The organism is Paracholeplasma brassicae (assembly GCF_000967915.1).
GTDB classification, from domain to species: Bacteria; Bacillota_I; Bacilli_A; order Acholeplasmatales; family UBA5453; genus Paracholeplasma; species Paracholeplasma brassicae.
Map to the genome: position 1 here is coordinate 441,214 of NC_022549.1, position 18,993 is coordinate 460,206.

Consider the following 18,993-nt stretch of genomic DNA (forward strand, 5'->3'; position numbering starts at 1 on the left):
TCATCCTTTGTATACGATATTTCCATCAATGATGGTTTGTCTGATGTTGAGTGATTGATCAAGTAAAACGAAGTTGGCTTCTTTACCAAGATCGATTGAGCCCATGTGATCAAAGACATTAAGTTCTTTGGCTGGGTTTACTGAAGCGAGTTTTGAGGCTTCAACGAGGCTTAACCCAAGGTCGTTGACTAAATTTTTGTAGCCATCAATCATTTTTAGAATTGAACCTGCGAGAGTCCCATCCTCAAGGCGAGCTTCGTTATTCTTGATGTATACTTTTTGGCCACCAAGTTCACTGACGCCTTCTTCTAACCATTTGGCTCTCATAGAGTCTGTAATGAGTACTAAGTGATCAACGCCTTTGGCATTTAAGAGAATTTTTGCGGCTTCTACACTGACGTGGATTTTATCAAAAATCAATTCAGAAGATAGTTCGTTGTGTAGAAGTGCTGCACCTACCACACCAACGTCACGGTGGTGAAGTGGGGTCATGGCGTTATAGGTATGGGTTAATGAAGTAGCCCCACAACCGATGGCTTCAACGACGGTTTGATAAAGTGCTTTGGTGTGTGCGATTGATGCGACCACACCGGTTTGTTTTAAATGTTTGATTAATTCAAGACCGTTTTTGACCTCTGGTGCGAGTGAGACTTTTTTAATTAAGTTTCCACTGGCTGTTTGATAGGCATCGAATTGTTCGATGGTTGGATAAACCACACATTCTTTTGGTTGGGCACCTGCTGCTAGGACGTTGATGAATGGGCCTTCTAAGTGGACGCCTAAGACTTTTGAGGCGCTCTTATCTTGAGATGCGTGATACGCTTTGATATTGCTTAGCGCTTTGGTGATGTTTTCGACACTTTGAGTCATAGTCGTTGGTAGAAAAGCAGTGGTACCTTCTTGGACTAACGATTTCGCCATTTCTTTGATTGAGTCTTTGTTGTGGTGATCCATGGCGTCATGGCCATTAGAGCCGTGAATGTGTAGGTCGATAAACCCAGGCACTAAGTATAAGAATTCGCTTTCGCTTTGTTTTTCTTGATCGCCTTTAATGATGGATTTTATTTTACCCGATTCAATTTCGATGGAGCCAAAGATGATTTCGTTTTCCTTGACGATGTGGACATTTTTGATACAAGTAATCATGTGTAATTACCCCCTTGTGAATAATCGTAAAACCATACATCCATCATACCACTTTTTTAAAGTGACTTGTAGCGGTTAGGGTCAAGATGAAAAAAAATGCCAGTTATTGATAATTTTCTACTACTAAAATAAACAAAGGAAGTCATTAGGACTTCCATGAGTTAATTACTTGCTGATCATGCTTAAATAAATTTTAGCACTGTTTTCGATTTTAATTGCCCCACAAGATTTGTTGTAGAAGGTAAAGACTCGGTCGGATACACCACCGATAATCGCGTAATGATAACCTTCGTATTTCATCCCTTCAAGCGATTTTAATAGAAGTGCTTTGCCGATATTCTTACCTCTAATGGTTTCATCCACACCGATTGGTCCAAAGAACCCTTTGGCCGTTGCGTCATAACAGGCAAAACCAACCACTTTTTTATCGATTACAGCGATAAAACAACTTGAAAATGGTTTATAAAGTGCTGCCTTAGCTTCGGATGCCCATTTTTTTGAGAAATGAGCAGTAATAAATTCAACGACTTCATCCGCATCTGGTGAAAGTACTCTCTTGATTGCAACCTCCGTCTCTACTTTAAAATCGACTTGATTTAAGTCAACCAATAAATCATAATTTGCCATAACATCTACCATCCTTTTTAATTGATACCTTTATTATACAAGATTATAATCAAACAACCATTTGATTCGAATGATTTTTACACTTTTGGTTAATTCTTTCATAACTTGATTTTATGTTAGGGATTTCTTGTGTTAATTTATTGGTAAGGGAGATGATACGATGGCTAATAACGTATTAATAGCATTGGTTGAATTGGGCTATAAAGTTGATCAATTACCATTTAATGATTACATTCAAAAAAATGAAACAAAATTGATTGATGGTGTGCTTTACTATAAAGATATACCAAGTGCATTGTTGTTTATTTCACAGTACATCACAAGTGGAATAAAACTAGAAGACCACTCATTTGATGTGTTTGGTACCATGATTGATTTATCAAGAAATGCGGTATTCACGGTCGACTATTTCAAACAAGTGATCAAGAATCAAGCGCAACTAGGCTACAATGAAATCTGGCTTTACATGGAAGATGTTTATGAGTTGATAAACTATCCGAAATTGGGATACTTAAGGGGAAAATACAAAAAAGAAGAACTCGAGGTTCTTGTTGAGTATGCAGAGATATTTGGTGTTCATTTGGTGCCATGTATCCAAACGCTTGGTCATATGGGACAATATCTAAGATGGTTTTCTAACACGAAGTTAAAGGATCAATCCGATATTTTACTTGCTGAGGACGAAGCGGTCTTTGAATTAATCAAAGAGATGATTAAAACAATGAAATCCATTTTTAAAACGGACAAGATTCACATCGGGATGGATGAGACATTTGGTCATGGCTTTGGAAGATATTACAAAATTAACGGGTATAAAAACCCGAAACAAATATTCCTTGATCACCTAAAAAAGGTCAATGACATTTGTGTGTCGGCAGGCTATAAGGAAGTATGTGTTTGGTCTGATATGTTTTTTAGAACTGCCTCAGTCACAGATAGTTATTATGATCCAAACATCACTTTTAGTGACGAACTAATCAATCAGATACCGACGAATGTGAGTTTGGTTTACTGGGATTACTACAATAGTAATGAAGACTTAGTAAAAAAGATGCTAGAAAACCATTTAAAGATGAACCGTAAAGTTATTATGGCCTCAGGTACTTGGATATGGACAAAATTGAACTACGATAAGAAAAAAACAGACGCAACAGCAAAAATTCATTTGAAACTTTCAAAAGAATTAGGCATTAAAGAAGTGATTTTGACCCAGTGGAATGATGATGGAGCTTATTGTGACTATGACACACAATACCTTGGACTATTTGATTTGATGAATGAACAAAAAAGTAATAAGATCGATCGAAAACTACTAGAAAAAATAGGGTTAAATTCTTATGAGAATTACGTGGTTGCATCCAAAATAAACGAACTTGGTTTTTCACCTGTACATTTACTTTGGGATGATTTGTTGTTAGGTATCTACTTAAACCAATTTGCTGGTTATGATTACCTTCAGTTTGATACACCACTAAGAAACCTTGTGAATTATGAAAAAGAGTTAACGGCTGAACCTTTGGGACACACCCGTATTTTAGCGGAGTTTCTTAGACTCAAACTTTCGTTTAGAAGGAACTTGCTAAAGGCTTACTTTGAGACCAAAGACTTTAATCAAGCACTAATCGACTTGGCTCAATTAGAAAACTCGATTAACAGCGTAAACGATAGTTTTACTTACCTTTGGCACAAGCGAAATAAACCATTCGGATTAGAAGTTTTACAAACCAGAATACACGCTCAAATCTCAAGAGTAAAAGAAGCTAAATATCAAATTGAAAGTTACATAAACAAACAAATTAGTCAAATTGATTTCTTAGAAGAAGTGATTGTCAAAGAGCCTTATTTACCTGTTAAATATATTGATGTCGCGCTTAGTTCTAAACAATAAAAAAAATGTCACCAAAATCAGGTGACATTTTTTCTTAAAATAATTTACTAGCTGCGGACTCATCTAAGTAAATTTCGACGTTGTTGTGTTTTTGTAAAATAGAAGCGGGTAAGTTTTCAGTGACTTTGCCCTTAACCATTTGGTATACCGCTTCTGATTTATTTTCACCAAAGGCGATTAGTATGATGCGTTTGGCATCCATGATGTTTTTAATGCCCATCGTGATTGCTTTTTTAGGTACGTCATCCATTGAGTCAAAGAAGCGTGCGTTATCTAGTCTTGTTTGTTCTTGTAGTTCAATGATGTGTACACTAGAATCAAAGGATGTACCAGGTTCATTAAATCCGATGTGACCGTTAGCCCCAATCCCTAAGATTTGAATGTCGGGTTGGTTATTTTTTAAGACGTCATTATACGACTGACATGCCATTTCAAGGTCTTTTTCATTACCGTTTGGCAAGTGGATGTTCTGTGGTTTTACGTTGATGTGGTTAAATAAATTGCGGTGCATAAAGCTATAATAAGATTCAGGATGGTTTTGATCTAGATTGACGTATTCATCCAAATTGATGGTTCTGATTTGACTGTAGTCAGTATTGTTTTCTTTGTGATCTTTAACGAGCGCTTCATAGATGCCAATTGGTGTTGAACCAGTCGCTAAACCTAGGACGCCAGTTTTGTGTTCTCTAACAAATTTAATCAGGTGTTCACTGACGGTTTTGTTGACGAGTTCTTTACTATTAAGTACGTGTATTTTCATTTGTTTCATCCTTTGTATACGATATTTCCATCAATGATGGTTTGTCTGATGTTGAGTGATTGATCAAGTAAGACGAAGTTGGCTTCTTTACCAAGATCGATTGAGCCCATGTGATCAAAGACATTAAGTTCTTTGGCTGGGTTTACTGAAGCCAGTTTTGAGGCTTCAACGAGGCTTAATCCAAGGTCGTTGACTAAATTTTTGTAGCCATCAATCATTTTTAGAATTGAACCTGCGAGAGTCCCATCCTCAAGGCGAGCTTCGTTATTTTTGATATAGACTTTTTGACCACCAAGTTCACTGACGCCTTCTTCTAACCATTTGGCTCTCATAGAGTCTGTAATGAGTACTAAGTGATCAACGCCTTTGGCATTTAAGAGAATTTTTGCGGCTTCTACACTGACGTGGATTTTATCAAAAATCAATTCAGAAGATAGTTCGTTGTGTAGAAGTGCTGCACCTACCACACCAACGTCACGGTGGTGAAGTGGGGTCATGGCGTTATAGGTATGGGTTAATGAAGTAGCCCCACAACCGATGGCTTCAACGACGGTTTGATAAAGTGCTTTGGTGTGTGCGATTGATGCGACCACACCGGTTTGTTTTAAATGTTTGATTAATTCAAGACCGTTTTTGACCTCTGGTGCGAGTGAGACTTTTTTAATTAAGTTTCCACTGGCTGTTTGATAGGCATCGAATTGTTCGATGGTTGGATAAACCACACATTCTTTTGGTTGGGCACCTGCTGCTAGGACGTTGATGAATGGGCCTTCTAAGTGGACGCCTAAGACTTTTGAGGCGCTCTTATCTTGAGATGCGTGATACGCTTTGATATTGCTTAGCGCTTTGGTGATGTTTTCGACACTTTGAGTCATAGTCGTTGGTAGAAAAGCAGTGGTGCCTTCTTGGACTAACGATTTAGCCATTTCTTTGATTGAGTCTTTGTTGTGGTGGTCCATGGCGTCATGGCCATTAGAGCCGTGAATGTGTAGGTCGATAAACCCAGGCACTAAGTATAAGAATTCGCTTTCGCTTTGTTTCTCTTGATCGCCTTTAATGATGGATTTTATCTTGCCGGATTCAATTTCAATGGAGCCAAAGATGATTTCGTTTTCTTTGACGATGTGGACATTTTTGATACAAGTAATCATGTGTAATTACCCCCCCTTGTGAATTTAATAGACTATCTATAGTTTACACCGATTGAATTGTCTAGTCAAGTTTAATAAGTCAAATAAAAAAGGTCAAGAAATCTTCTTTGACCATTTCATTGATATTTTATGAAAAAATAAGGCATCTTAACTTGTAAAGTCAAGTGATAAGTTATATAATAAATAATGTAAATCTATCTTATGTATTGATTCTTATAATGGAAGAATGCACCAATCATACCAGCATCATTCTTGTGTTTTGCAGCAACGAGTGTGGTATACTTCCGAAGATGTGGGGTTAGTTTTGCCATAACGTGAGATTGTAGTTCATTAATAAAACTATCTCTGCCGGTAATACCGCCACCAATCACGATTACTTCTGGATTAAATGCAAAAGTGAGGTTTGCAATACCAACGCTAAGGTTGTCATAAAATTGATTTACCAAATTGATGGCTTGTTCGTCTTTTTGATCATAGAGGTTAAAGACATCAATCCCATTTTTGATAGTATCACCAAAGACAGCTTGTGCATTTTTTACAAGAATTGAAGTAGCAGCTTGTTGTTCGTAATCTTGGTTATTAAACCGCATGAGTCCAAATTCACCGGCGTTATAACCGTTACCTTCAATCAAACGATTGTTTAAGACAATCGCACCACCAATGCCTGTTCCAACAGTTAAGGCAATTGTGAACTTAGAATCTTTTGCAGCACCGACGTTTGTTTCACAAAGGGCCATTGCGTTGACATCATTTAATATGGAAACGTCTAGATTAGTTCGATCCTTTAAATATGAAATTACGTTCATGCCGATATAATCGACGATGGTATTGGTTGCGCTCAAAACTTCACCTGTAGAGGAATTAATCACACCTGCAGAAGAAATTGCTATGCCTTTTGGCTCATAAGAAGATAATAAAGCAACTTTCTCTAAAATGTCTTCTAAAATGTATTTACCGCCTGTTGTACCTCTAGACGGGAACTTGTCTTTAAATATTAAAGTGGCATCCTCTGTGATAACCCCATATTTAATTTCAGTACCACCAATATCAAATACTAAATAATGATTCATGTAAAAACCGCCTTTCAGAAATCTATACTCATTATAATGGGTAAAAAACTAAAAAACAATAGATAAAAACAACCAAATGAGGATAAGTATAACTTATCAAAATATTAAGGAAGAAGGAATAAAATGGCAATTCCAATTTATAAGGTAATTGAAAATGATTTAAAAAAGGACATTAATGAAGGTGTATTACAAACCGGAGATTTGGTCCCATCCGAAAATGAACTAAAAGAAAAATACAACGTCTCAAGAATGACGGTTAGACAAGCCTTCAACAATTTAGTAAATGATGGTTACTTGTATCGACACAAAGGCAAGGGGACGTTTATTTCTTCACGAAAGATTGAAAAGAATATTCACGGTGTCCGTTCATTTACAGAAGAAATGGCTGCGACTAATCGAAAAGTATCCAATCAAATTTTAACGTTTGAGAAAATGGTGGCACCGATTGAAATCGCTGAAAAATTGTTTTTATCTAAGAAGGATGAAGTGTATCATATTGAACGCGTTCGTTATGGGAATGATATACCTGTTTTGTTTGAACAACTCTATATACCAACAAAACTATTTAAGACTATCGAAGAAAAAGATTTAAAGGGTTCTTTTTATGAATACATTGAAAAAGAACTGGGCTATCAAATCTCTCACTGTATTCAATCCATTGAAGCGGTTACCACGAGTCAAGTCGTAAGTCACGCACTAAACGTTAAACCAAACGATCCAGCGTTATTGATTGTTAGAAATACGTTTTTATCAAATGGTAGACCGTTTGAATATGTGAAATCTTACTATCGTGCTGATCAATACAAGTTTGTACAACATGCAGTCAAAGGATAAGCGAGCAATCGCTTTTTCTTTTTATCCATTTATTATGTCTAGACAAGTTGATAATTAGTTGTTATACTTTTATTAGAATAAAACTTAAGGATGGCGAATATGATAAAAGAACTTGACTTTAGCAACATTAAAAAAGAAAAACAACGCTGCTTTGGCGGTGCATGGTACCATAAAGTGATGAGCGTACCGCATGATTTTTTAGGCATAACAGGGGTTGTGACACTGCCTTTACCATTCATCAAACGATTTGATGATGGATTTAATAACAACAAAATGGTGGACTTTAATCACAAAAACCTAGATGTCTCCTCCATTTACATGGGTGGACACGCAACCGATGAGTCAGATGTTGGCTTAGCCTTCTCAAGGGCAATCTTAAACAATCAGATTACTGAAGGGGCTTGTGTGTACCGGCCATTTTGGCGATACATCACTGACCAATTTAGTGATGAAGGTGGTTATGATTTGGCAAATCAAAGATACTACGCTGCGAGTGTGTTATCAAACCACAATGGCATGAAAAATGTTTATGCACAATATCACCCAAGTTTTAGTGAACACTATTACTTACCTGGTGATACCTTGCGGATGACTTTAATTAGTCCCAAACCTAATTTTTTACAACTTACGATTGAGGTGATTGAAGTATCAACATTACCTTACTCGGTTAATCTTAGAAAGAAATACTTGCTAAAAACACCAGCTGACTTTGTAAGCCCGTTGTTTCAATCCATGGGGCATGGGACAAAAATGCCAAAAACTTATAAGCGAGTCAATGCAATTGATCAAGCAAGAAATGAAGGAAAAACAGCGATTCCTACAAAGACATCGGTCTATAACGCTTTATGGCATGAGTGTCATTTGGTTTATAGCGAAGATGGCAAGCAGTATTTAACACCACTCAATGAAGCGTCATCAGTTTCAATGAGTTGTCCAAACGAACAAGGATTTATTACGACAGCAATTGATTCAAAAACGGGTAGACAAAACATTACAATTGAACCAAAGAGGATTTAATTATGAAAAAATTAGTGATTATTTGTTTGTTATTATTTTTAGTACCAATTCAAATTTATGCACAGGGGTTAGGCTATCAAATCACTGACGAAACCATTTATCAAAACGATGGACTGATAGCGAAAAACATAAAAGCTATTGTAACGAATGACTCGAACATTGAATCTGTTCAAAACATATCGATTCTGACAAACGACGGTCGTTTACAAACGACAACATGGAGTTATCTTGATCCAAGTGGCAACCTTATCAATCAAGACGTACTAACCATTGCCAAAGACTTTGAACTTAAACATCCGGGATATGAAGTGATTGCTGCAATCAACGGTGACTATTTTACAACCAATCAATCCATCAATTCAAACGTCATTTTTGGATCAAGAATTATGAATCCAGTGAATCATGACAAATATTTTTCGATTGAGTTAAACCCGGCTGGGCGTTTTATCCAAGCCCATAAACAAGTAAATCTAGAAACGTATTATGCATTTTTTTATGATAAAGACTCAAATGCACTTAGGTATGTCACACCAATTCTGCCTATCAATCAGCGTATATCAGATGTAAATCAAACGGCGGTTTATTATAACTATAGTTCGATAAATAACACAACGACAAAGCACTATAGTTTTGATTTCTTTTCTAAAAACGTCAGTGGGTCCCATCTGTCATTTTCACTTATTAACGGCGAATATAGAAATGATACAATTCAGACGACAACACAAAAAGCGAGTATTTCATCATCGAATGAGGTCGTTAACGAACTGCTTGATTTGGGTGTCAACGTGAAGGTTCAAAAATCCATTAAAGGGTTTTCTGAGGGCAATGCCATGGTGGGTGTTGACTCGATGATTATTGAAGATGCGATTGTTCGTTCATTTGATGTGATGGGGGGACAAAGTGTTTCAAATAACACCGCAAGACACCCAAGAACAGGTATCGGGTTTAATGAAAACAACGAACCAATGTTTTTTACAGTTGACGGAAGACAAACCGGTTTTTCTCAAGGCGTTAATTTAAGAGAGTTTGCACAAATAATGAAAGAAAATGGGGTAATTAAGGGATTTAATTTGGATGGTGGAGGTTCAACCCAAGCGGTAATCAAGCGGAATGGGGCGCTTGAAATCTTCAACTCGCCATCTGAAAAATCAGGAACAACTTATAGACGAGTAGCTAACGCTTTGCTTTTTATCAAACCAATCGAACAAAACGTTATCAATCATTCTTACAACAACGAGATGCTTACGCTTGTACTGCCATCATTAAATTATGATGTTTATGTCAACAACATCAAACAAGATCTGACAAGTCATATTAAAAATATCACAATTGATCAAACGATGACGACTGCTGTTAGTGTGGTTAATCAACTTAGTAATCAAGTGGCTTTTCAAACCGTATTTTATCAATCGATGGAAAAACAACCAGTTTTACCAACGTTCGAAATAGAAGGGGTAGTTACCGACCCCAAGTTTACAATCAACGTTTCTTTTGTTGATCCGGACCAATTGATTGACCGGATGTACATCATCAATGAAATGACTGAAGAAAGACAGGTCGCATTAGTTAAATACATGGGGCTAAGAAGTGCAACATTTAATGAGCTTGTTGAAGGTGTAAATACATTTACGATTTATTACGAATTAAAAAATGGAACGAAAGACACCTTAAGTTATACCTACGATAAGAAGGTCGACATAGAAGTGCCATCAGAGAATCAAGAAAATAGCGACAGTGCATGGTTTATCATTATACCAGCAGTAGGTTTAATAGCGATAACCTTTGGCATTGTTACAGTAAAAGGGAGAAAAAAATGAGTCTAAATCAACTACTTAGCGAACTGAATATTAAACACAACATGACAGCGTTTGTTTTAAGTGAAAGAACCTATCATGATCAAACAACACTATACTATAAGAATATTCCAAGCGCACTATTATATTTGAATCATTTGTCTATGTTTCAAACGCCTTTACAGGATGACAAGCTAAAAGTCAAAGGGACAATGATCGACTTATCTAGAAATGCTGTGTTTAGAGTCGATTATTTTAAAGCAGTCATTAAAAAACAGGCACTTTTAGGCTATAATGAAATTTGGTTGTACTTAGAGGATATCTATGAACTCAAGAACTACCCAAAGTTCGGGTATCTAAGAGGTAAGTACAGCAAAGAAGAATTAATTGAACTAGTGACTTACGCAGCACATTTTGGTGTTCGTCTCGTGCCATGCATTCAAACACTTGGTCACATGAGTCAATTCCTAAGATGGCCATCCTCAGAAGCATATAAAGATCAAAGAGATGTTTTATTAATTTCTGATCAAACATATCAATTAATAGACGAGATGCTTTTATTTTGTAAAGAAGTGTTTCAAACAAACAAAATTCACGTGGGACTAGATGAAACATTTGGATTTTCATTTGGTACACATTATAAATTACACGGGTATCAAAGTCCTGAATCACTTTTTTTGAATCATGTTAGTGTGGTTTATGAAAAGGCAAAAGCAGTTGGATTTGATGAGATTTGTATGTGGTCTGATATGTTTTTTAGACATCGCTCTAAAACCAATTACTATTACGATTATTCGATTTCATTCGAAGAGGATTTCATTAATCAATTACCAAAAGAGATGACATTAGTCTACTGGGATTATTACAACAAAAATTATGAAGTCTATGATCAAATGATCAAAAAACATAAAGAAATGAACAGAAAAGTCATTATGGCCTCAGGTACATGGATTTGGACGAGATTGACCTACGATCAAAAGAAAACCTTAGAAACGGCAAGTCACGCAATAAGAGCTTGTATAAATAATCAATTAGATGAAATCATTTTGACACAATGGAATGACGATGGAGCATATGCTGTTTATGATAGTAGCTTTCTAGGCTTAAGTGACATCAATAAATTACTGTCTAACAGTAAGTTTAATGAAACCTATCTTGATAAGAATCACATTCTAAACACGAAAGCACAAACGATGTTATCATTGGTTTCGCATCAAGGCTTTGACCCAGTGATGCTCTTATGGGATGATGTGCTTCTAGGTATCTATTTAAATGACCTTGTTGGCTATGATTTCAACAAAATTCAGTCACTCATTAGCACATTTCGCGCGTATCAATTAAAAGCAAGTAGTGATATCAACTCGTATTATCAATCACTTTTTCTCGTACTGTTAAAGAAGTTAGAGTTAAGAGAGGCATTGTTAAGGGGTTATTTTAAGGACCATCATTTCTTTGGCATTGAAACGATAGCGACTGATTTGAAAAGACAATTAATGGCATTCTTAGAAGGATTTGAACGTATGTGGAAACAAACGTATAAAGTGTTTGGTCTTGAAGTGATTCAATCAAGGCTATATTCTCAGTTAAGAAGGGTCGATGAACTTATAACGGTAACAACCCAGTTTAAAAAAGGGGATTCAATACCTTACTTAGATGAGAATCTATCAAAAGAACCATATTTGTCCGTCAAATACGCTGATATTGCGTTTTCGAGCAAACCGTAATTATAGAAAAAATAAAAAACGCTTTCAAAAAACACTTGACTATACAATTAAGTCTCGTTATAATGATGGTAGATGTATATACAATTAACACAAAGGAAGAAAAAAGAATGAAACGATTAAGCAATTAAAAAAAGTTTCTTAATGGTTGCTTTAGTCGCACTGTTTGCATTTGGCTTAGCCGCATGTAATGGCAAATCAGACAAAGACAAAGTAAAAGAAGCAATCGAAACACTTGAAGTGGGTTTCCAATCAGGTGATACAAGAGATTCTGTTACTAAAGACCTAACGTTAGATCAAAAAGTTGGTGACGTAACGGTAACTTGGACCTCAAGTGACCAAGCGATTTCAGCTACTGGTAAGGTCTCAAGACCAAACCAAAACAAAGAAGTAACGCTAACAGCGACACTTACTTTAGGTAGCGAAACCGATACAAAGACATTTGTTGTCACAGTGATTAAGGCAGAAGACAAAGTTGCACCTGCGTTTATGGGCGCAATTGGTGGTATGTTACCAACCTTAACTCACTTACAAACAAGAGAAGTTGATTTACTTGATGGCGTACAAGCTAGAGACAACGTTGATAACTATGATGTTACAATCACAGTTGATGTAAAAGACTACAATAAAGATGTTGCTGGTACTTACACAATCACTTATCAAGCTGAAGATAAATCAGGCAATAAAACCTCAATCGATCGTGATGTCGTTGTTGAAGAAGCACTTGATGTGACGCTTGATGCCGCTGTCATTGGTGATGATTGGGTCGAATACGTCTATAATGACGATGCCGCATTTGAAAATGCAGGAACATATGGCGCACGCTTTAGACAAGTAGACAAATTATTCGTCATGTCAAAAGAATTCTTTAGTGCACAAGTACTTGAACATGGTAGTGAATACCCTACAAACGGTAACTTACCATTATTACCATACGGGTCACTTATTGTTACAGACAAAGATCATAACATCGTACACGCAAGATTCCAAACAGGTGTTTTCCTACAAATGGACGTCGTTGATGGACAAACTGTGACTTCACATACTGATGTTGTTTGGAACACAGGTGGTGGCGGAAGCTTATTTACTGGTATTGAAGAAGTCATTCCTGAGGGTGGTTATATTATGTTTATTGCCCCAGCGGATCCTCAAAAGGCACGTATTTTCTTAGTATCTAACCTTTTCTACACGGGTTATACTGGTGGTGCAGTAACTAAGGACGCTCAAGATATTTTTGAGTTAACTGAAATTGAATTACAATTAATCGAAGACTATCGTGTGTTAATTGCATTACCAGATCCAATTGCAACACCAGAAATCGAATTAAATAGACACACGTTATCATGGCAAGCAGTACCAAATGCAATCAACTATCAATTATTTGTTGACGGTGTTTTACACGGTGAACCAATCACAGGCACTTCAGTGGATTTATCATCGTTAGAACTTGAAATTTCTACGAATGATGGTTATTCAATCACAGTCGTAGCCAATACAAAAGATCAATTCCAATGGAGTTCATCTCTTGAATCAAATTCAATTGTCTACAAGAAAATTGAAATTCAAACACTTGAAGCACCAGTGGTAACAATTAGCACTGAGAATGCTAATGTGTTAACTTGGGAAGCAGTCGAAGGGACAGCTACATACGAAGTGTACTTAAAACTAGGTACTTACACTAAATTAGTAGGAACCACCACAGAAACATCATTTGATGTATCAAGCTTTACCGCCTATAATGGTGTGAATGGTTATGTCGTTAAAGGCATTGGTCAAGCAACACATACCGATTCACTAAATTCGAACTTAGTGACTGTTGACCAAACAGTAGTGACCGAAATGATGATTGGTGGTATGAAGACAGACGTGGTTGTTATGACGGCAGAAGATTACTTCAACCGTAGAAATCTAACGGACGCTTCAAAACTTGGTGACTATTTATTCTTAGTAACAAATCTAGAAACGGTGACTTCATGGTCAGGTATATATAACGAAGCGTTTGGTACGGTCGTTGTGTTAAACAGTGACTTACAAGCAACGGTTGTTAGAAATATCTTAGCAAAACAAACGTATACCAAAGAACAAGGTTGGTTTGATGATGCGGTTTATGCGAATAACGGTGCACAAACGGTCGGTTTTGGTTCATACGTTAAAGCTGGCGACATGCTTCTAATTGGTAAAAATGCGATAAACGTAACTTATGACAATCAAGGTGTTGTAGGTACCGTTGCAGCAAGAGACTTTGTTGCGTATCATTTTGTTAATGCATGGGATACTTTCCCAGCGGCAACCTCAGGTGTTCAAGGTTGGAGAGCAGGTATTGCAAACTTTAAAGACGCATCAACAACCGTTGTATCGTTTGTTGAAGTAGAATAATTTATTAATTATACGTCGAACAAGCAGCTTTTTTGAGTTGCTTGTTCTTACGTTTTTAACAAAGGGGAATCGTATGTCATTTTTTGATCGCTATATCAACTCAAAGCTTTATCATTACACAGATATTTTCTTTAAAATGATTTTACTTAATGTGTTAATGATTACAACAACCATACTAGGACTTGTCGTCTTTGGATTACCATTATCGCTTCTAGTAGGGTCAATTTCGTTAAGGGTTATTTTAAAGAAAACGTCCGTTAATGTGTTTGAAGTGTACTTTAAAACGTTAAAAAGGGTGGTTAAAAAACCATTAAACCAGTCGTTGTATTTTCATTTATTTTGATGATACTAGGGTTTAATTCGGTCTATTTTTACTTTGGTTTAGAGCCGTTTGATTGGTTTTATTTCATTAGTTTTTCATTGATGGTGTTCTTGTTTGTGTTCTCATTAGTGAGCTACATCCATGGACTATTCGTATCTGTGTTATACGATTTAAATGTCAAGTCACTTCTAAAACACAGCTATTTATTGACGATTGGGTTTATTGTTCGTAGCTTATTGTTACTTCTTATTGGGTTTGTCTATACCTATACACTGATTTTAATTCCGATTCTAGGGATAATCATTGGATTGAGTGGGTTTAGTTTACTTATACTAGTGACTTTAGTAAGCGGTTATAAACGGATTCAACCACTTGATGAAGCACTTGATGAAGAGGTAAAAAAAATCTTGGAAAGTGCTTGATAAACTTGACTAGTCAAGTGATTTCGTGATATACTATTTTTGAATTGACTATACAACTTAAAATGAATGAGGTGTCTTATGAAAAAAATCATGATCCTGCTGTTACTTGTGGCAATTCCTGCAGGAATATTTATCTTAAATATGGAAGAAGAAAGCGCTACAATGCGTAGTTATAATGGTTCGATATACGAACTAGAGACAACTTCTAGTCTGACTTATGAAGCTTATAAAAAGAAATACGATCCGGTCTATCCGAATGAAGTCATTGAACTTGATTTGGATTTTTATACGTATGAAAACGGCCTAGTGTCAGATGATGCGCCGTATAAAGGATCATTTAAGGATGATTTGGGTGTTGAGAAAAACGGTCTATACGTTCCTGAATCAGGGGATGTGACATTTACTGTTGACGTAGATAAGGCTGGTTACTATAATTTGGGGCTAGACTATTACTCAATACTTGGACGAAGTTCAAGCATTGAACGTCAAATTTTGATTAATGACGAATCACCATTCATCGAAGCTGAAAGTGTGACGCTCTTACGTCAATTCAAAGACGCGTATAAAGTCTCTGAAGGTCGTAAAGAAGGCATAAGTGACGTCAGACCAAAGCAAGTTGAAGTCCATTTATGGCAGACCGATACCTTTAAAGACCGCATAGGTTATTATAACGAAGCTTACGCATTTTATTTTAATGCCGGTGTAAATACCGTCACATTAAAATCGAAGAGAGAACCAGTCGTCATTGGTAGTCTTTATCTTTTCCAAGAAGAAAAACCAGTGAGCTATGATACCTACTATCAAACACATGTATCAAATGGTGCGAAAGTATCTCAGAAAAACCTAACCATTGAAGCGGAAGAAGCGTATTTAAAGAGTTCACCGTCTCTAAACCCAATTGCTGAGTTTTCAACCTCTAAGTTCACACCATATGAAGCATTTGTTACTAGATACAACGCGATTGGTGGATATAACTGGCGCATTGCTGGTGATGAGATTACATGGCAAGCTAACGTCACAGAAGCTGGGTTTTACAAATTATCATTTAAAGTCATGCAAAACTTCTCAAGCGGACAATCTTCGACAAGAAGTTTAAAAATTAATGGTGAAACGCCATTTTTAGAGGCTAATCAATTAGAATTCAAATACAATAGTAATTTAAGATACGTGACTGTTGGTGGCAAAGATGCAATGTATGTCTACCTTGATGAGGGATTAAATACCATCAGTTTATCTGCTAACATCGGTACTTATGGGCCAATCGTTCAACGCGTCAACGTCTTGATTCAAGAGTTTAGAAGTTTTTACCGTGAAGTCGTAATGAGAACTGGTCTTAACCCGGATCCGTATCAAGATTATTTGTTAAAGAGATACGTCACTAACTTTGATGCTCGTTTAGAACACTTTGAAGAAGAGTTACAATCTTTAAGAAGTGACATTATCAAAATTAGTGGTGGTAGAAGCTCACTGATATCTGCGTTTGATCGAACATCAAATCAGGTTAAGAAGTTTATAACCGACGAGAAGAACGTTCAAAAAGGATTAAGAGAATTCGAACAAAACATTTCCGCATTGGGTTCTTGGGTTATCACAGTCTCTGAACAACCATTATCGATTGATCAAATCATATTATCAGGTGATAACTATAAATTGCCTAAAATAAGCCAAAACATTTTCCAAAAATTTTGGCATGAGTTAACCTTATTCTTTGGTTCATTTAAAGACGATTCGGACTTTGGAACAGGCACAACCGTAGAAGGACCTACAATTGAAGTGTGGATTGGGACTGGTAGAGATCAAACGACACTTTTAAGACAGTTAGTTGATGAATCCTTTACGACGCAAGAAGGCATTAACGTGAATCTCAAAATGGTTAATATGGGTGTCTTGCTACAAGCGACACTCTCAGGTAATGGTCCAGACGTTGCGATTGGCGTGGATCAAAAAATGCCAGTTAACTGGGGGATTCGTAACGCGATTGTTGACCTGTCTACGTTTGATGACTTTAGTGAAGTTTCTTCTTGGTTTAATCAATCCGCTTTGGAAGCGTTAAGTTTTAACGGGCACACCTATGCACTACCTGATACAGAAGATTTCCTTGTGATGTTCTATCGCAAAGACATTTTAGAATCGGTAGGCATTAATCAATTACCAAAAACCTGGGAAGAGGTTATAGACATCTCCCCAATGTTACAAAAACGTTATTTAGAGTTCTACATTCCAGTCACTCAAGGGTCTATGTCAACGGTTTTATATGCAATGATTAGACAAAATGGTGGGGATCTTTACATCGAAGAAGGTAAAGAGTCCGGTATGTTACAAAAACCAAACATAGATGCGTTTATGGATTTTACAAGATTATTTACTGATTATGAGTTCGCACTTGAAGCGAACTTCGCTAACCGTTTTAGAAGCGGTGAGATGCCAATTGGGATTGCGAACTATTCGTTATATAATACGTTAAGCGTATTTGCACCAGAGATTTCAGGCCAATGGGATTATGGACTAATTCCAGGTAAAGTGGTAGACGGGGAGTTAATGCAACAAAGTGTATCAACCGTCACATCAAGTGTTATTATGGCAAATACCAAAGAAAAAGAAGCGTCTTGGACGTTCTTGAAGTGGTGGTTATCAAAAGACACACAAACCGATTATGCAAGAGGGATGGAAGCCATTATTGGTTCGGCCGCTAGATACCCTACAGCAAACATCGAAGCATTCGAACAATTGCCTTGGCCGATTAAAGACTACCTCATGTTAAAACAACAGCGTGAGTTAGCGGTTGGAATTCCAACCGTGCCAGGGGATTATATTGTAGGAAGACACATTGATAATGCCTTTAGGGCAGTATTAAATAGTAACGTCTCTCCGCAAGACTCGCTCTATCATTACCATTTAAAGATTAATGAAGAGATCGCAAGAAAGAGAAAAGAGCTAGGCCTATGACAATAAACAAGGAATTTAAACAATCTTTATTTAAACAAATGAAAGCTAAGAAAGTTTATTATGGCATGATGGCTCCATTTTTGGTAATATTTTTCACATTTACCATATTACCAGTCATAATGAGTTTGTTCTTAAGCTTTACAACGTTTGATATGTTAAATCCACCTAAGTGGGTTTGGCTTGAAAATTATACGTATTTACTACTTCATGACGACGTATTCTTAATTGCACTTAGAAATACATTGATCCTCGCAGTGATTATTGGACCAATCAGTTACGCTGCTTCATTCATTTTCGCTTGGTTAATTAATGAATTACCACCGAAAATTCGCTGGATATTGACGGTTGTGTTTTATGCGCCATCGATTAGTGGCTCGGCATTCTTATTGTGGCAGTTAATCTTTAATGGGGATATGTATGGGTATTTAAATGCATTTTTAATCAATTTAAACATCATTGATGCACCAATTCAATGGCTAAAAACACCAGCTTACGCACTACCTATCATTATTGTTGTGCAACTGTGGTTATCGCTGGGGATTAGTTTCTTATCGTTTGTTGCAGGGCTTCAAACTGTGGATAAATCCTTATATGAAGCTGCAGCAATTGATGGTATAAGAAACCGTTGGCAAGAGTTGTGGTATGTCACATTACCACAAATGATGCCTCAATTGATGTTTGGTGCCTTAATGCAAATCACGTCATCGTTCGGGATTGCCTCTGTTTCAACACAATTGTTAGGGTTTCCTTCAGTAGAGTATTCAGGACATACCATTGTCACTCACTTGATGGACTTTGGGGCTGGCTCACAACGTATGGAGCTGGGGTATGCATCAGCGATTGCGACTATTTTATTCTTGCTAATGATCGTTGCAAACCTTGGGGTTCAAAAAATCTTAAGAAGGGTAGGTACTTAAGAG

At 36.7% G+C, this 18,993-nt stretch carries 15 protein-coding genes; 10 read left to right on the forward strand and 5 right to left on the reverse strand.

Annotated elements, in window-relative coordinates; all coding sequences use genetic code 11:
• The gene (gene nagA, locus BN853_RS02050) at window positions 1-1,146 is read right to left on the reverse strand and encodes an N-acetylglucosamine-6-phosphate deacetylase (protein ID WP_030004282.1); all 1,146 of its coding nucleotides are present in this window, start codon (window positions 1,144-1,146) and stop codon (window positions 1-3) included.
• 165 nt (window positions 1,147-1,311) lie between these two features.
• On the reverse strand, window positions 1,312-1,773 hold the full coding sequence (locus BN853_RS02055) for a GNAT family N-acetyltransferase (RefSeq protein ID WP_052591138.1): 462 nt from the start codon (window positions 1,771-1,773) through the stop codon (window positions 1,312-1,314).
• A 160-nt stretch (window positions 1,774-1,933) separates the two neighbouring features.
• On the opposite strand from BN853_RS02055, the gene BN853_RS02060 reads away from it, so the two are divergent.
• The gene (locus tag BN853_RS02060; RefSeq protein ID WP_030004284.1) at window positions 1,934-3,661 is read left to right on the forward strand and encodes a family 20 glycosylhydrolase; all 1,728 of its coding nucleotides are present in this window, start codon (window positions 1,934-1,936) and stop codon (window positions 3,659-3,661) included.
• A gap of 34 nt (window positions 3,662-3,695) precedes the next feature.
• On the opposite strand, the gene nagB is transcribed toward BN853_RS02060, so the two are convergent.
• The 3 genes from nagB to BN853_RS02075 all read right to left on the reverse strand — a co-directional run bounded on the left by nagB (window position 3,696) and on the right by BN853_RS02075 (window position 6,642).
• Window positions 3,696-4,421, reverse strand: coding sequence for a glucosamine-6-phosphate deaminase (gene nagB / locus BN853_RS02065; protein WP_030004281.1), 726 nt, complete (start codon window positions 4,419-4,421; stop codon window positions 3,696-3,698).
• Window positions 4,422-4,426: 5 nt separating this feature from the next.
• Window positions 4,427-5,572 carry an N-acetylglucosamine-6-phosphate deacetylase gene (gene nagA, locus BN853_RS02070; protein ID WP_030004282.1) on the reverse strand — a complete coding sequence of 382 codons (1,146 nt, stop codon included), beginning with the start codon at window positions 5,570-5,572 and terminating at the stop codon, window positions 4,427-4,429.
• A gap of 194 nt (window positions 5,573-5,766) precedes the next feature.
• Entirely contained in the window at window positions 5,767-6,642 is an 876-nt protein-coding gene (locus tag BN853_RS02075) for an ROK family protein (protein WP_030004285.1), read from the reverse strand.
• Between the two features lie 123 nt (window positions 6,643-6,765).
• Between BN853_RS02075 and BN853_RS02080 the strand changes: the two genes are divergently transcribed.
• The 9 genes from BN853_RS02080 (at window position 6,766) to BN853_RS02120 (ending at window position 18,990) form a co-directional block, all read left to right on the forward strand.
• Entirely contained in the window at window positions 6,766-7,476 is a 711-nt protein-coding gene (locus BN853_RS02080; RefSeq protein ID WP_030004286.1) for a GntR family transcriptional regulator, read from the forward strand.
• Window positions 7,477-7,575: 99 nt separating this feature from the next.
• Window positions 7,576-8,493: a hypothetical protein gene (locus BN853_RS02085; protein WP_030004287.1), complete on the forward strand. Its 918-nt coding sequence runs from the start codon at window positions 7,576-7,578 to the stop codon at window positions 8,491-8,493.
• A 2-nt stretch (window positions 8,494-8,495) separates the two neighbouring features.
• Entirely contained in the window at window positions 8,496-10,310 is a 1,815-nt protein-coding gene (locus tag BN853_RS02090; RefSeq protein WP_030004288.1) for a phosphodiester glycosidase family protein, read from the forward strand.
• On the forward strand, window positions 10,307-12,010 hold the full coding sequence (locus BN853_RS02095; protein ID WP_030004289.1) for a beta-N-acetylhexosaminidase: 1,704 nt from the start codon (window positions 10,307-10,309) through the stop codon (window positions 12,008-12,010). The genes BN853_RS02090 and BN853_RS02095 overlap by 4 nt, the downstream gene beginning before the upstream one ends.
• A 141-nt stretch (window positions 12,011-12,151) precedes the next feature.
• A complete protein-coding gene (locus tag BN853_RS02100) occupies window positions 12,152-14,383 on the forward strand; it encodes an immunoglobulin-like domain-containing protein (RefSeq protein ID WP_030004290.1) in 2,232 nt (743 codons plus the stop codon).
• Between the two features lie 73 nt (window positions 14,384-14,456).
• Window positions 14,457-14,726: a hypothetical protein gene (locus tag BN853_RS02105; protein ID WP_030004291.1), complete on the forward strand. Its 270-nt coding sequence runs from the start codon at window positions 14,457-14,459 to the stop codon at window positions 14,724-14,726.
• Window positions 14,723-15,127 carry a hypothetical protein gene (locus BN853_RS02110; RefSeq protein WP_157869925.1) on the forward strand — a complete coding sequence of 135 codons (405 nt, stop codon included), beginning with the start codon at window positions 14,723-14,725 and terminating at the stop codon, window positions 15,125-15,127. The genes BN853_RS02105 and BN853_RS02110 overlap by 4 nt, the downstream gene beginning before the upstream one ends.
• Before the next feature lie 78 nt (window positions 15,128-15,205).
• On the forward strand, window positions 15,206-18,073 hold the full coding sequence (locus tag BN853_RS02115) for an extracellular solute-binding protein (RefSeq protein WP_030004293.1): 2,868 nt from the start codon (window positions 15,206-15,208) through the stop codon (window positions 18,071-18,073).
• The gene (locus BN853_RS02120) at window positions 18,070-18,990 is read left to right on the forward strand and encodes a carbohydrate ABC transporter permease (protein ID WP_030004294.1); all 921 of its coding nucleotides are present in this window, start codon (window positions 18,070-18,072) and stop codon (window positions 18,988-18,990) included. The genes BN853_RS02115 and BN853_RS02120 overlap by 4 nt, the downstream gene beginning before the upstream one ends.
• The last annotated feature ends 3 nt before the right edge of the window (window positions 18,991-18,993 follow it).